This is a genomic window from Terrisporobacter hibernicus, assembly GCF_020809405.1.
Classification (GTDB): Bacteria; Bacillota; Clostridia; order Peptostreptococcales; family Peptostreptococcaceae; genus Terrisporobacter; species Terrisporobacter petrolearius.
Genome location: NZ_CP081135.1, coordinates 3,217,128 through 3,231,828 on the forward strand (window position 1 = coordinate 3,217,128; position 14,701 = coordinate 3,231,828).

11 protein-coding genes are annotated in these 14,701 nt (G+C 29.1%); 9 read left to right on the top strand and 2 right to left on the bottom strand.

Annotated features, from left to right (window positions below; genetic code table 11):
- Positions 1-230: 230 nt before the first annotated feature.
- Positions 231-1,967 (bottom strand): methyl-accepting chemotaxis protein, encoded by a 1,737-nt coding sequence (locus JW646_RS15535; RefSeq protein ID WP_148556395.1) that lies wholly within the window; start codon positions 1,965-1,967, stop codon positions 231-233.
- 341 nt (positions 1,968-2,308) lie between these two features.
- Here JW646_RS15535 and JW646_RS15540 point away from each other — a divergent pair, with 341 nt between their 5' ends.
- From JW646_RS15540 to JW646_RS15570, 7 genes are all read left to right on the top strand, one after another.
- Complete coding sequence (locus JW646_RS15540) at positions 2,309-4,312, top strand: SH3 domain-containing protein (RefSeq protein WP_148556396.1); 2,004 nt, start codon at positions 2,309-2,311, stop codon at positions 4,310-4,312.
- Positions 4,313-4,548: 236 nt separating this feature from the next.
- Positions 4,549-4,968, top strand: a complete 420-nt coding sequence (locus JW646_RS15545) for a GNAT family N-acetyltransferase (protein ID WP_228415594.1) — start codon at positions 4,549-4,551, stop codon at positions 4,966-4,968.
- A gap of 265 nt (positions 4,969-5,233) precedes the next feature.
- Positions 5,234-8,431 carry a S8 family serine peptidase gene (locus JW646_RS15550; RefSeq protein WP_228415595.1) on the top strand — a complete coding sequence of 1,066 codons (3,198 nt, stop codon included), beginning with the start codon at positions 5,234-5,236 and terminating at the stop codon, positions 8,429-8,431.
- Positions 8,432-8,440: 9 nt separating this feature from the next.
- Positions 8,441-10,114: a bile acid germinant receptor pseudoprotease CspC gene (cspC, locus tag JW646_RS15555; RefSeq protein ID WP_228415596.1), complete on the top strand. Its 1,674-nt coding sequence runs from the start codon at positions 8,441-8,443 to the stop codon at positions 10,112-10,114.
- A 153-nt stretch (positions 10,115-10,267) separates the two neighbouring features.
- The gene (locus tag JW646_RS15560; RefSeq protein WP_228415597.1) at positions 10,268-10,408 is read left to right on the top strand and encodes a hypothetical protein; all 141 of its coding nucleotides are present in this window, start codon (positions 10,268-10,270) and stop codon (positions 10,406-10,408) included.
- A gap of 105 nt (positions 10,409-10,513) precedes the next feature.
- Positions 10,514-11,446 carry a M14 family zinc carboxypeptidase gene (locus tag JW646_RS15565; protein ID WP_228415598.1) on the top strand — a complete coding sequence of 311 codons (933 nt, stop codon included), beginning with the start codon at positions 10,514-10,516 and terminating at the stop codon, positions 11,444-11,446.
- Positions 11,447-11,544: 98 nt separating this feature from the next.
- Positions 11,545-11,787, top strand: coding sequence for a GNAT family N-acetyltransferase (locus JW646_RS15570; RefSeq protein WP_228417396.1), 243 nt, complete (start codon positions 11,545-11,547; stop codon positions 11,785-11,787).
- A gap of 139 nt (positions 11,788-11,926) precedes the next feature.
- Here JW646_RS15570 and JW646_RS15575 read toward each other — a convergent pair whose 3' ends face one another.
- Positions 11,927-12,496, bottom strand: coding sequence for a TetR/AcrR family transcriptional regulator (locus tag JW646_RS15575; RefSeq protein ID WP_148556401.1), 570 nt, complete (start codon positions 12,494-12,496; stop codon positions 11,927-11,929).
- Between the two features lie 119 nt (positions 12,497-12,615).
- Between JW646_RS15575 and JW646_RS15580 the strand changes: the two genes are divergently transcribed.
- Positions 12,616-13,860, top strand: coding sequence for a glycosyltransferase (locus tag JW646_RS15580; protein WP_228415599.1), 1,245 nt, complete (start codon positions 12,616-12,618; stop codon positions 13,858-13,860).
- Positions 13,861-14,130: 270 nt separating this feature from the next.
- Positions 14,131-14,592 (top strand): GyrI-like domain-containing protein, encoded by a 462-nt coding sequence (locus JW646_RS15585; protein WP_228415600.1) that lies wholly within the window; start codon positions 14,131-14,133, stop codon positions 14,590-14,592.
- Positions 14,593-14,701 lie beyond the last annotated feature (109 nt).

Below are 14,701 nucleotides of genomic sequence, written 5' to 3' on the forward strand. Positions count from 1 at the left end.
ATTAACAACTCCTTAATATACCTCATGTACAATACATAAGATAAAAATTCACATAATTTATTTTTTCCCACCATCATTTAGCTTTAGTCAAGCTAAGAATTTATAATCACTTGTATTTTGTGGTAAATTTGTTTTTCTAGTAACAATTATATGTTTAAGTTGTTAAATCTGAAAGTACCACAGATAGCTTAATTTTTAAATACTGTGGTTTTTAAAATAAATATCCTAAACTAATCTAAAGAGCAAACTGATTTATAGTCTCCTTCTTTCGTCTTAAAATTACTAATTGTATCTTTTAGGATTTGAGCTTGTGCTGATAATTCCTCACTTGATGCAGCACTTTCTTCTGCTGTTGCACTATTGTTTTGTACTACGTCTGATATCTGCTCTACACCTATGTTTACCTGTGCTATAGCTACTGCTTGCTGGTTATTTGCATCTGCAATATTTTGTATTACTTGAGCAGTTTGATTAGAGGTATTTACCACTAGTTCTAAGGATTTTGCCGTTTCATCTACAATATTTCTTCCGTTTTCTACTGCATTAAGAGCAGTTTCAATTAATATTGCAGTATTTTTTGCACTTTCTGCAGATTTACCTGCTAGATTACGAACTTCATCTGCAACAACTGCAAATCCTTTGCCAGCTTCTCCTGCCCTTGCTGCTTCAACTGCTGCGTTTAAAGCTAATATATTGGTTTGAAAAGCTATATCATCAATATTTTTTATTATTTTACTAATTTCATTTGAGGCATTACCTATGTCATTCATAGCTGCAATCATTTGATTCATTTGTTCATGTCCTTTAGTTGTAGCTATAGTTGCTTCCCTGGAAACTTCTTGTGCTCTTTGTGCATTTTGAGCAGTTTCATTTATTTGATTAGAAATTTCATTTACTGTTGAAGCTAGTTCTTGAACGGAACTTGCTTGTTCTGTAGCTCCTTGAGCAAGTTCTTGAGCTCCAGCAGATACTTGCTGGGAACCTATAGCAACTTGATCTGAAGTTGATGAAATTTGAGACACCATAAAGTTTAGCCCATATATTAAATCATTTATATTGGTTTCTAATTTTTTAAATTGACCCACATATTCTTTTTCAAGTTGTATATCTAGATTACCACTAGCCATTTTTTCCAAAACTATAGATATTTCATCTATGTAATCTTGATACTTATTAAGTTGAGAAATAGTTTTGTTGAAAGCCTCCGCCAGTTGTCCAGCCTCATCATTTGAATTAATATCTAAATCAACATCAAAATCTCCTTGTGCTATATCGTGAGCTACTTCAGTTATTTTTTTTATTGGTTTCGTTATTGAACTGGCAATAATATAGATTATACCAGCTACAAAGATTAACACTATCAGTGCTACACTTACTACTCCTATGATTGTTTTTTTATTACCATCATTTATTAATCCATCAACAGTATCCATAGGAACTCCACAGAAGTAAGCACCTATTATATTATTACTATCATCATGCATTGGCACATAACCTGTTAAATATTTCTTACCTTGTATCTCGGCTTCTCCAAAATAAGACTCACCTTTTGATAATGCTTTGTATGCTTCTCCTGTCTGATCTAAAGTTGTTCCAACGGATCTTTTACCTTGTTCATCTTTTACAGTTGATAGTATTCTCGTATATGTATCATCTTTTTTAGTAAAAACTGTTGCAACTAAATTCATGTTTTCAGAAAATTTATCAATATAATCATGTTTATCTTCTATTGATTTACCATTAACATCAACTAGCTCACCATTGCTATTTTTTATAGTTCCAAATTGTTCTTTTAAGTATGATTGTAACATATTGTTACTACCTTCTATTCTTTCAGTATATTCATATCCTACAACTTGCTCAATCGTTGACGAACTTCTTCTAATTCCCATTCCTACTATCAATAATAAGGAAAGAACAAACATCACTAACACACTAGAAATAATTTTAACTTTTATACTTTTCATTTAGTTTCTCCTCTGATTTTCATGCACAATATTTTTAATATTACTTATTTTTTATTTACGACAAAAACAATAAAATCTGTATATCTTCACAAACTTTATTTTTAAATAATACAGGATTTTAATAAAATAAATGCTCACAAGAAATTACAAGATGCAAAAGTATTTCTTTAGAGTATATAGGTGGAAGTTTGGAAGTAAAATTAGAAAAAGGTAAGGCACTATATGGGTAAATCAGAGTTAATTTGGCGTAAATTATAAAAATATGAAGCAAGTTGTTTAAAAAAGTATATAATGATATACTATATGTACAATATGGCATAAAATGGAAGGGGAACCGGATTGTGAATAAATTAATTGATAAACGCTTAATGATAATATTATCAGGGGTTTTGATGAGTAGAATATTATCAACAAGTGTAATTTCTCATGCTGAAAATAATGAGGAAGTATCATCTGAGTTATCAATTCAGCATGTAAATGTAATAAATACTATAAAAAAAGGAAAAGTTACAGCAAGCTCGTTAAATGTAAGAGCAGGTGCTTCTAGCAATAGTTATAAGATTGGTTCATTAAAAAAGGGGGCAATTATTGATATAGAAAGTGTGTCCTCTAGTGGATGGTGTAAAATTAAGTATGGTAATAGACATGGTTATATAAGTGGACAATATATAGAGATTTTAAATAATTCAAATGATTCATCAACAGTAGCAACAGTAATAAAAAAAGGAAAAATAAACACAAATACACTTAACGTAAGAAGTAGTGCATCAACAAATAGTTCGAAACTAGGAACATTATCAAAAGGAGCTATAGTTGAGGTGGTAAAAGTAGAAAAAAATGGATGGTACAAAATTAAGTATAAAAAAGGCTATGGATATGTAAGTTCATCATATGTAGTAGATGTAAATTCTAACGATAATACAAATAATGATTCATCAACCGTAGCAACAGTAATAAAAAAAGGAAAAATAAATACAGATACACTTAAAGTAAGAAGTAGTGCATCAACAAATAGTTCCAAACTAGGAACATTATTAAAAGATACTGTAGTTGAGATAGTAAAAGTAGAAAAAAATGGATGGTACAAAATTAAGTATAAAAAAGGCTATGGATATGTAAGTTCATCATATGTAGTAGATGTAAATTCTAACGATAATACAAATAATGATTCATCAAGCGGAGCAACAGTAATAAAAAAAGGGAAAATAAATACGGATACACTTAATGTAAGAAGTGATGCATCAGCAAGTAGCTCAAAACTAGGAACATTATCAAAAGGTACTGTAGTTGAGATAGTAAAAATAGATAAAAATGGATGGTATAAAATTAAGTATAAAAAAGGCTATGGATATGTAAGTGGACAATATGTAATGGATTTAAATGATTCATCAAGCGGAACAACAGTAATAAAAAAAGGGAAAATAAATACAAATACACTTAACGTAAGAAGTAGTGCATCAACAAATAGTTCGAAACTAGGAACATTATCAAAAGGAACTATAGTTGAGATAGTAAAAGTAGAAAAAGATGGATGGTATAAAATTAAGTATAAGAATGGTTATGGATATATAAGTTCATCATATGTAGTAGATGTAAACTCTAGTGGTGAATCAGATAGAGGTTATAAAAATCCAGCAGGATATATTCAATTAAAAGATAAGATAAGTGTAAGTGGAGCAGGAAAAAACCTAGTTAAAGGAACAATGGGACTTAGAGTTGCAAAAGTTCAAAGAAAATTAGGTATGGGTCGTGTATGGGAAATTGTAGGACCAAATACAATGACTAAGGTTACAGAATTTCAAAAGAAAAATGGCCTAAAAGCAACTGGTGTAGTTGATCTTGCTACGTGGAAAAAGATGGGATTCAGTGAGTCTTCTTGGTATTCATTAGATTCATATGTAACTCCAGTTAAGACAAACTCAAAGTCAACAAGATCAGATCTTGTTGAACAAATGATAAGTACTGCACAGAGCTATTTAGGTACAGAGTATGTAGTTGGTGCTGCTGGTCCTCCAGGAAGTGGAATTGATTGTAGTGGTTTAGTTATGCAATCTATGTATTCTATAGGAATTGATCCAGCTCCAGTGAGTGTAACTCGTCACTCTCAACCAGGATACGAGTATGAGTCTAGGAACCTTTGGAATCTTTCAACGCTAAAAACGGTTCAAACTCCACAAAGAGGAGATTTAGTTTTCTATAAAAATAGTGCAGGACAAGTAATACATGTAGCTATATATTTAGGAAATAATAGAGTAATAGAGTCTTGGCCAGAAAAAGTTGTAAATTGGCCATTAATACATCCTGAAAGGGCACTAATAAAGGGTTATAAAAGAATTTTAGGGTGATAAATAGTTAGTTAAAATGAAGATACTCCCTCTAAGACATACGTAAAATTGATGTCATGAAGGGAGTATTTTTAAATTCCTTATATTATTGTATGTCATGCATTCAACAACCTTGGCAATGAAAATTTAATACAAAGGTCTATAAAAATATAAAATTACCACTTAAATATACAATTTAGTATACAATTTTATTATAATATGAAATCGTTAAATAAAAATTTTAGTTGAGGTGAATTATGGATATACAACTTATTTATGAAGTACCAGCTGCAAAAGATTATGTAAGTTTAAGATTGCGTTCAGGCATGGGGAGTAAAGATTTACAAAGAAGTGAAATAGCTTTGCAAAACTCACTATTTACAGCATCAATATATGATGAAGATAAATTAATTGCTTTTGGAAGAATAGTAGGTGATGGTGGAATAACTTATGTGGTAAGCGACATTATGGTAGATGAAAACTATCGTAGAAAAGGATTAGCAGATTTGATAATGAAAGAGCTGGATAATTATTTTGAGCAAAATACATATGAAGATAGCTATATTTGTTTAATAGCAAATAATCCTGCTGATTTGCTATATAGCAAACATAAATTTGAGTATTTGTCAGAAGATAAATGTGGTATGTTGCGAAATCAAAAGAATAGTGAGGAATAAAATGAAAAAAATTATAATCTACAAAATAATTAGTATTTTTACTATAATTCATAAAACATCTTTTATATAAGTATTCTAGCAATATAAAGATTTATGAATCAGTAAAATCCAGAAGTAAACTAGAACAATTGAAGACAATTTAAGATAGAATATACAATCATAATAAATACTTGAAAGTAGGATTTAGTAAAGGGACTACTAATAGAAGATACCATAGAGATATTATACTTATATTTCATTCAAATTAATAATATATTATGCATAAATGAATATAAATATAAAAAGAAATTATATGCGTAATGGGGTGGTCTATATAAAATATGATGTTGTATTAAAATATAAAGGAGATATTTCAAATATTAAGCAAGAATTAGATGTAAATATAGAAATATTGAGTTCAACATATGCAATTATAACATTATCAAGTGTTGAAGACATTGAGAATTTAATATCATATCCTCAAATTGAATGCATAGAAAAGCCTTTTATATTAGAAAAGCAAGATGAACAAATTTTAGTAAGCAAGGAAATTAATAACTTTAAGAATATAAGTAAATTAACTGGCAAAGGGACCGTGTTAGGCATTATAAATTCAGGTATAGATTATAATCTGCCAATATTCAAAGATGCTTATGGCAAATCGAAGATACTTTATTATTGGGATCAGTCTATTACTAGTACACCACCAGAGGGATTTAAAGAAGGTACTTTATATACGAATGAAGATATAAATAATTCAATTAAAAATGAAGCCACTGTTCCAATTTATTCAAATAGCTATAAAGGTGCTCATATAGCTTCAATATGCTCAGAAATAGCTAATGAAGCAAATATAATTGCTGTAAAAGTTGGAAGTAACAATACAGACACTTGTGCTAGAAGTACAGAAATTATGAGAGCAATAAAGTTTATACTTGATAAGTCGAGAGAGCTTAAAATGCCAGTAGCAATAAGTATAAATTACATAAGTAATGAAAAATCTCATAGAGAAGTATCTTTATTTGAAGAATATATTGATGAGATGTGTTTATATTGGAAAAACAATATAGTTATTCCCGTAGAAAATAATAAAGTTAAAAAAAATCATACAAATATAAAACTTACAAATAAAATCCAAAAAGTAGAAGTTTTAATAGATGAAGGTGAAACAATAGTATATATAAATATTTGGCAAAATTTCGAAGATGATTTTGCTATATATTTAGTTAACCCATTGAACCAAAGATCACAACGCCTATCACAAACATTTTCAAAGTTTAAAAATTTAATAGGAAATACAAAAATAAGTGGATATTTATTGTCTACATCTCAAGATTCTATTCAAAGGAAAATAACATTCAAACTCTCTTCAGACTATCATATAACAAAAGGAGTATGGAAAATTATTTTTACTCCTATAAGTATAATAAATGGAAATGTAGACATATATTTGCAAACACCAGAAAAATTAAGCAAGGGTACAAAAATTTTAAATCCAAATAAAGGTTTAACAGCGATTGCTTCAGGAACCGATTCTAGAGTAATAATAGGTACTCCACATATAGCTGGAATATGTTCACTACTTTTACAATGGGGAATTGTAAATGGAAATGATTTATTTTTATATTCGACAAGATTAAAAGAACTTATTCTAAAATCTTCAGTAAAATCAGAAAAAATAGGGGGCTATGAATTATTACTCTTATCAATAATAAAGCTTGAACAATTTTTAGATATAAATAAATCTAGTGATTGTACTTTTAGAAAAAGAACTAAAGTAATAAAGCAAAGTAAAAATATTGGAAAGAATGTGGATTTTAATTTGTTTCGAATGTCTAAAACTATACAAGGAGTTAATATATTGCATGAACCTAATTTTGAAGAAGAGATGAGGTTGGTATCAAAGGAAATAAATTTTTATAAAATAAGTGATGAATTTGGAGTAGTATTTATAGATGAAAATAATTATGATTTAGTTTTAACAATTATATCCCTACCATCTGTCATTAGGCATGAACCTACAGTAATGCTAGCTCCCCTTTCTGAGATTTCTCAAGGTACTACAAATGGTATAAATGCAAATGAAGAAATAGGTGCAAATTTTTTAAAAAACAATCCCAATCTAGCTTTAACAGGAAAAGGAGTTTTAATTACTATAATCGGAAGTGGTATAGACTACTTACATCCTGACTTTATAAATACTGATGGTACTTCTAAAATACTATTTTTGTGGGATCAAACAAAAGAAGGAAATCCTCCAAAAGGGTACTTAATAGGAGTGGAATACACTAGAACTCAGATAAATGAAGCTATATCAAAGAATGATTATAGTTTATCATTTGATGAAGATGGAAGTGGAACTATGAATGCAGGTATATGTTCAGGGCTTGGAAATATAAATAGTGAGTATAAAGGAGTTGCAGAAGGCTCTGAATTGATAGTAATTAAAATGGGTAAAATTAACGGGCATTATAATAATGCAATGTATTTTGCTGCATATGATTATGCTATTCAAAAAGCAGCAGAAAACAGAATGCCTGTAGTTATAAATGAATCATATGGAAAGATAAGCTATGCAGGGCTATACACAAGGGCTATATTGGATGAAACATTTTATACAAGAGGAATCTGTACTGTAACAGCTGCTGGAAATGAAGGTAATACTCAAACACATTCATCTGGTAAAATATTATTTAAAGGAGATATAAAATATGTTGAATTTTCTTTGAACGATTATGAAGAAGAGGTTAGGATTCAAATCTGGATGAATAAACCAGATATAATAAATGCATCCATTATAACTCCAACAGGAGAATATACTAGAAAAAATGTTTTATCAAATTATAGTGTCGTATCAGGTATATTAGATATAGAGCAAACTAAGTATGAGATAACAAATATTTACCCGACTAGTTACTCGGGTCAGCAGCAGGTAGTAATAAAATTAACAAGTTTAAAAAGTGGTATCTGGAAAATAAGATTAGAGGGGGAATATATAACAAATGGAATATATAATGTATACTTGCCAAATAGAATTCTCATAAATGAAAATACTAGATTTCAAAATTCAGATCCATATGATACCATAACATACCCAGCAACATTTGAAGATAACATAACAGTTGGAGCTTATGATATAGCTGATAATAGTTTATGGCCTAAAACATCAAGAGGTTTAGCAATATCAGGATTGCAAAAGCCAGACATAGTAGCACCAGGAGTTAATATAGTAGCACCATATCCGCAAAACAGATATGCTATGATCGCGGGCACGTCAGCAGCTGCATCATACACTGCAGGTGGTGTGGCATTACTATTACAATATTTATTAGTAAATCAAGAATACCCAGATAAAGGGTTTGTCCAAAGCATAAGAACTTACCTTAGAATTGGAGCAACTAGAAATGATAATATGGTGTATCCAAATACTGAATATGGATTTGGAATTTTAAATATACGAAACTCATTTGAGCAGTTTAGATAGGAGGATAATATGGAAAAATCCTATACAATAATTTATCAAGGTGATATAGTTAATGCTCTAGAGAAAAATGGTATTACTAAATATATGATTTTAAATAAAAAGCTGGCAATAATATATGTTTTAGAAGACTTTGATGAAAAAAGATTAAATAAAATAAATGAGATTGCGTGGTGGGAGATTGAGATGCCACTTAGTTCATTGATTGAGTTACAAGAAGGAATGGCAGGGGGAGAAAGTGTGACAAATGCTGCTAAAACAGACTATATATATAACAACCCATATGTAAATATTGATGGAACAGGAATTTTAATCGCTATAATAGATTCAGGAATAGAGTATTTACACCCGGACTTTATAAGAGAAGATGGAACAAGCAAAATAGTAGCCATATGGGACCAAGAAAGTGAGAAAAATCCTCCTCCAGAAGGAATGCTATTTGGAAGTGAGTTTAGTAGAAAAGATATAAACGAAGCAATATCAAAAGGTGATTCAAATTTAAGTAAAGATACCATAGGTACTGGTACTATAGCAGCAGGAATAACATCTGGAAGTGGAAGGTTAAATCAAGAATATAAGGGTGTTGCTACTAACAGTGAATTAGTAATAGTAAAATTAAGAGAGTATAAAGGAAAATATAAGGAAGGAAAAATAAACTATATAGACACTGATTTTTTGGCAGGTATAAAATATGTGTTAGATATATCTAAAAAGGAAAAAAAAATAATTATTATAAATATTACTGTAGCAGATAGGTCAAGGGAATATATAATAACTAACCTATTAGATACATTTTCAGAAATAAGAAAATCAGGGGTTGTATTAGTGAGTGGAGCAGGGAATGAGGGGAATACAGATATTCATTATGAAGGTAGTTTTACAAATAAGCAAGAATACCAAGACATATTAATTCAAGTGGGAAATCAAAAAGCTTTAGACATTGCAATTTCACCATCAGGACCTGGTAAAATTGCAGCAAATTTAATATCACCTTTTGGAGAAATAAGTTATACAGCTCAGTATGCTCCAGATTTGTTTATATTTGAAGGACAGTTTAATTTAGCAAATTCCATATATAGGATTGACATGGATTATCCATGGCTCTTTTCAGGAAATCAAGAGCTAAAAATAAGCGTAGATAATATAAAGCCAGGTATATGGACATTAAGACTATATCCTGAATTTATAATAATAGGACAGTACAATGTGTATCTTCCAAATAAAAATATAATAGATGCAAATACGAGATTTATAGATTCAAGCGCTAACTCAACGGTAACATTATATGCATTAACAGAAAGAATAATAACCGTTGGTGCATATAATGATAGAATTAATAGTATGTGGATAGGATCATCGAAAGGGTCCTTGAGGGGAAGGCTGACAAAACCTAACTTAGTGGCTCCAGGAGTTGATATAATATCAACATATATTAATAAAAGTTATGGTATGGCAACGGGAACAGGCATAAGTGGATCTATAGTTGTAGGAATACTAGCTCTTATAATAGAGTATATAAGACAAAGAAAGCCTTTGCAAAAAAGAGAGTTATTTACAAATATTCTAAAAACATACTTAATGCTTGGTTCAACTAAAGATGAAATGTATTTATATCCTAATACATATCAAGGATATGGAGTTGTAGATTTAGAAGGAACAATAAATGCTATATCCAAATATCTTTAGAAGGTACTATACAGCATAATTGTAAAAATTAATTAGCAAAACAAGTAAATGAGTCTATATTATAAAATAGTTAATATTCAGGTATTGACTATTTTTTTATTTTAAAGGGTAACAATAATTGATGAAATCAATTAGAAAAATTGGTTTTTAAATATGGAAAAGTTTATTTTGAAAAATAATACTATAGTAGTACTTGGCAAAATAAATGGACTTATTTTTATGATTCCAACTCATGTTTTTGCTAGCAAAAATGATAGAGATAAGTTTAGTGAGGCTTTAAATAAAAATTCTTAGTTTTATTACTTTAATTATCAAATCCTCTATTCATACAGTGAATTTATTTAAATATCATAGAATATATATTATATATGCACAAAAATGTAATAATGGAGTGATAATATGATAAATAGATGTATTAAAAGTTATATAAACTTATACCAATCCAGCCATTTTTCCAAAAGTATCAACGAAGCTATTTACAATCTATACAAGCATAATGAAAAATTATTAAGTCTAAACAAAATAGGGGAATCGGTACAAGGAACACCAATACTATCTATAACTATGGGTAAAGGAAGTACAAAAATATTAATTCAAGGAACTCATCATGCTAGAGAAGCTATTACAACCATATTGATATTAGACCAAATTAACTATCTTTTAAAATTATATAAAATGGACAAAAGTATAAACAATATGAGTATTAATAAACTTTTACAATATGTAACTTTTGTTTTTGTGCCATTAGTTAATCCAGATGGTGCAGATTTAGTAATAAATGGAGGTAAATATATACCTTCAGAGTATAAATATAAATCATATCTAAAAGAAGAATTGTTTTCACGTTGGAAAGCTAATATAAACGGAGTAGATTTAAATAGAAATTATCCAACCAAGTACCCAGACGATGATATCGTAACCAATCCACAGTATGCCCTTTATAAAGGACCATATTATTTCTCAGAACCAGAAACCTATGCCTTAAAATGCTTGACAGAAAAATACTTATTTGATGGTACAATTTCTTATCATTCTTCAGGAGAGATAATTTACTATCAGTATAATCAATTAAATATAGAAAGGGATTTGGCTATAGCCAACAAAATATATAAGGAGACAGGATATGTTTTAGAAGAAGAAAAACAACCTGTTACAGGTAGTGGATATAAAGATTGGTTTATTGAAAATTATGAAAAACCAGGACTAACTATAGAAGTATCCACCTATGTAGGGGAGCAGAAAGTTCCTGTAGAAAATTATAGAGACATATTTGAAAGGAATAAAAATGTGCCTATACTATTTGCTCAAGAAGTCTTTTATAGAGTTATATAAATAATTATATTTCACATTTTTTCAATGTTATCACGACTTTCAACAGACTAGTATTTTAATTAGGATAAAAATTCGGAGGTAGCTGACTAAAAATAGAAATTTATACATTTGCTATACATCCAGACTATTGGTGTCAAGGAGTCGGAAAAGAACTACTAAAATTTGCAGAGAAACAGGCAAATAAGATGAATATTAAGGTACTTCGTTTAGATGTTTATGAGAAAAACTTACCAGCAATCAAGCTTTATGAAAAGTTCGGTTTTAAATATATAGATACTGTTGATTTAGGATTAGAGAATTATGGATTGAAGTGGTTTAGGCTATATGAAAAATTACTCTAAAAATGATTATTAGAATTAAAAAATAAGACTTTCAGGTATGAATAGAGCCATTGATATAGACTATTGATGGCTCTATTAAATTTTGTATTAACTGAGCAATTGTTATATATTGTGAACTTATAGTAAGATTGATATATAGTCAAATATTATTTTTTAATAAAGTAATAACTCCATCCTCCATAATATCATTCATTAGAGATATTAACTTTTCTGCAGATAAAATTTTATTATTTTTTAACCAATAACTCATAACACTAATCATAGATGATAGTATGTATTCTAAGATAAAATCAAATTCTACATCATTAAGCTTTACTTTTGTAACTAAAGTTTCTTTTAGCATAGGTTTAATTGAGTTTTTTAGTTTACTTGCAAAAGCAGGATCTCCATTGTCACCAAGTAAAACTGAATAATACTTCTCGTTTTTCTCATATAGTTTTAAGAAAACATCTATTGGAATTTCAAAATTTTTATTCAAAATAGTTGTGGGAGGAAGTTCATTTATATTAGGGATAAGTGAACTTTCTATTTGTTCAAGTACATCATAAATATCTATAAAATACTCATAAAAAGTACTGCGATTGTATCCAGCTTTCAAAGTTATTTCTTTTATAGTGATTTTCTCAATTCTTTTATTACAATAAAAATACCAAAAGGCATCTATCAAATCTTGCTTAGTATTGGATATAATCTCTTTATTATTTTTCATTTTCCACCTCTGTAAATCCGACATTAGCTTTAACATTGTCGGTTGATGATAAATATAAGATTTTTTATAATATCAATATACAACAGGCTGTTGGATTATACAAGAGGAGTGATTACAATATGATTACAATAATATGTTCAGGCTCAAGAGGGGATTTTCAACCTTATATAGCACTGGCTCAACAAATAAAAAAACTAGGTGAAGAAGTACGAATAACAGGATTTTCTCAATTTGAAAGTTTTGTGAAAAGTTATGGAATTGATTATATACCAATAGAAGCAGATTATGATGTATTAGGAGTAGATCCTAAAATGTTAAAACAAGCAAGTTCAGCAGATAATCCACTTAAAATGCTTTTAACTTTTAACAAAATGAAAAAATATGGTGCTCAAATAGCAAAACAAACCTACGAAGCATTTGAAGGAAGTGACTTAATCGTATATCATCCAGGGTGTACTATAGGATATTTTGCAGCTAATGAAATGAGCATACCATCAGTACTTGCTACGCCATTTCCTATGCACAAAACTGATGATTATCTGTCTGTAGTAACGTATGGAAAATGTAAACCTACAAGTATTAATAAGAAAATAAGTTATAAGATGATACAGAGTATGCTTTGGTTAGCTTCAAGTAATACGGTGAAACAACATTGGAAAGAACATTTTGGGAGAATGCCAAAAAATTTTAAAATGCCTTATGAAAAAGTATCCACACTACATCCTGCAATAGTTTCATGCAGCAATTATGTATTCCCTAGACCAAAGGATTGGGATAAAAATATTCATCAAAGTGGATATTGGTTTGTAGAGGAAAATAATGAATACAAACCACCTAAGGAAATAGAAGACTTTGTAAATAACGGTGATAAACCTGTGTATATAGGTTTTGGTAGTGTGTTTGATAGTGATGAGAAAGATGAGATAGCTAAAATTATCATAGATGCTATTACAAAATGCGGTAAGCGTGGAATTATCTCAGGTATGGGTGAAATAGATAATTTACCTGATAATATTATTTCAGTAGGAAGTATATCTCATACGTGGTTATTTGAAAAAGTATCAGTTGTTTGTCATCATGGTGGTGCAGGAACTACAGCTGCAGGATTTAGGGCAGGGGTACCAAGTGTTATTATACCATTTTCCAATGATCAGTTTGCTTGGGCACATAGGTCATTTGATTTAGGTGTTGGATCTAAGCCTATTTATAAAAAAGATCTTACTGCTGATAAACTTTCAGAGGGTATAAATTATGTACTAAATAAAAATATAGTTAATAATGCAAAAATGTTATCAGAAAAGATTGCTTTAGAAAATGGTGCATTGGATAGTGCTAAAGTAATAGTAAATATGTTAGGAAGGTAAAGCATGAAAGAATTATCACCATTTTCTCAATTATTTTGACCATGTATTTGGATGATTGTTACAGGTACAGTGATGCTTTTCACAGGAGTAACTTTTTATTTAACACAAGAAAAGTTTTCGTTAGTTTTGACTAAGGATATTGAAAAAGCTGCATATAAAAACAACTTGAAATAGATTATTCCCTTATTTCAATAAATATTTATAATATGACACACTTATGTCATATCACATTAGATATACTTTAAGAAAAAGTAGATAGGAGAATTATTTATGAATTATGAAATAGTTAATTTAAAAGAGAAACAAGTTGTGGGTTTAGTAAAAGAAACTACTAATAACAGCAATAAGTCAGTTGAGGATATTAAAAGATTATGGGAAGAATTTTTTATAAAAGGTCATTATGAAAATATAAAAAATAGAAAAGATAATAAATCCATTGGCTTGTATACAGATTATCAAGGGGATTTTACCAAGCCATATAACTTTTTTTGTTGTTGTGAAGTAAACAAAACTGATAGCATAGAAGATCCATTAGTAAGTAAAACAATTCCAAGGGGAAAATATGCTAAATTTATTATAAATGGGGATGTTCAAAATTCAGTAGGAAAGTTTTGGATGGAATTATGGCAGATGAACCTAGATAGAAAGTATTCTTGTGATTTTGAAGAATACCAAAATAATACAGAAGATATGCAAAACCAAGAAATTCATATTTATATTTCTATAAACTAATAACTTTAAACAAGCTAGAGTATCTAATACAAAAATAGTTTTCATATTAAAATAGGAGCTAAATGAAATAAATTATTCAGCTCCTGTTACAATTTGTAATTAATTAATA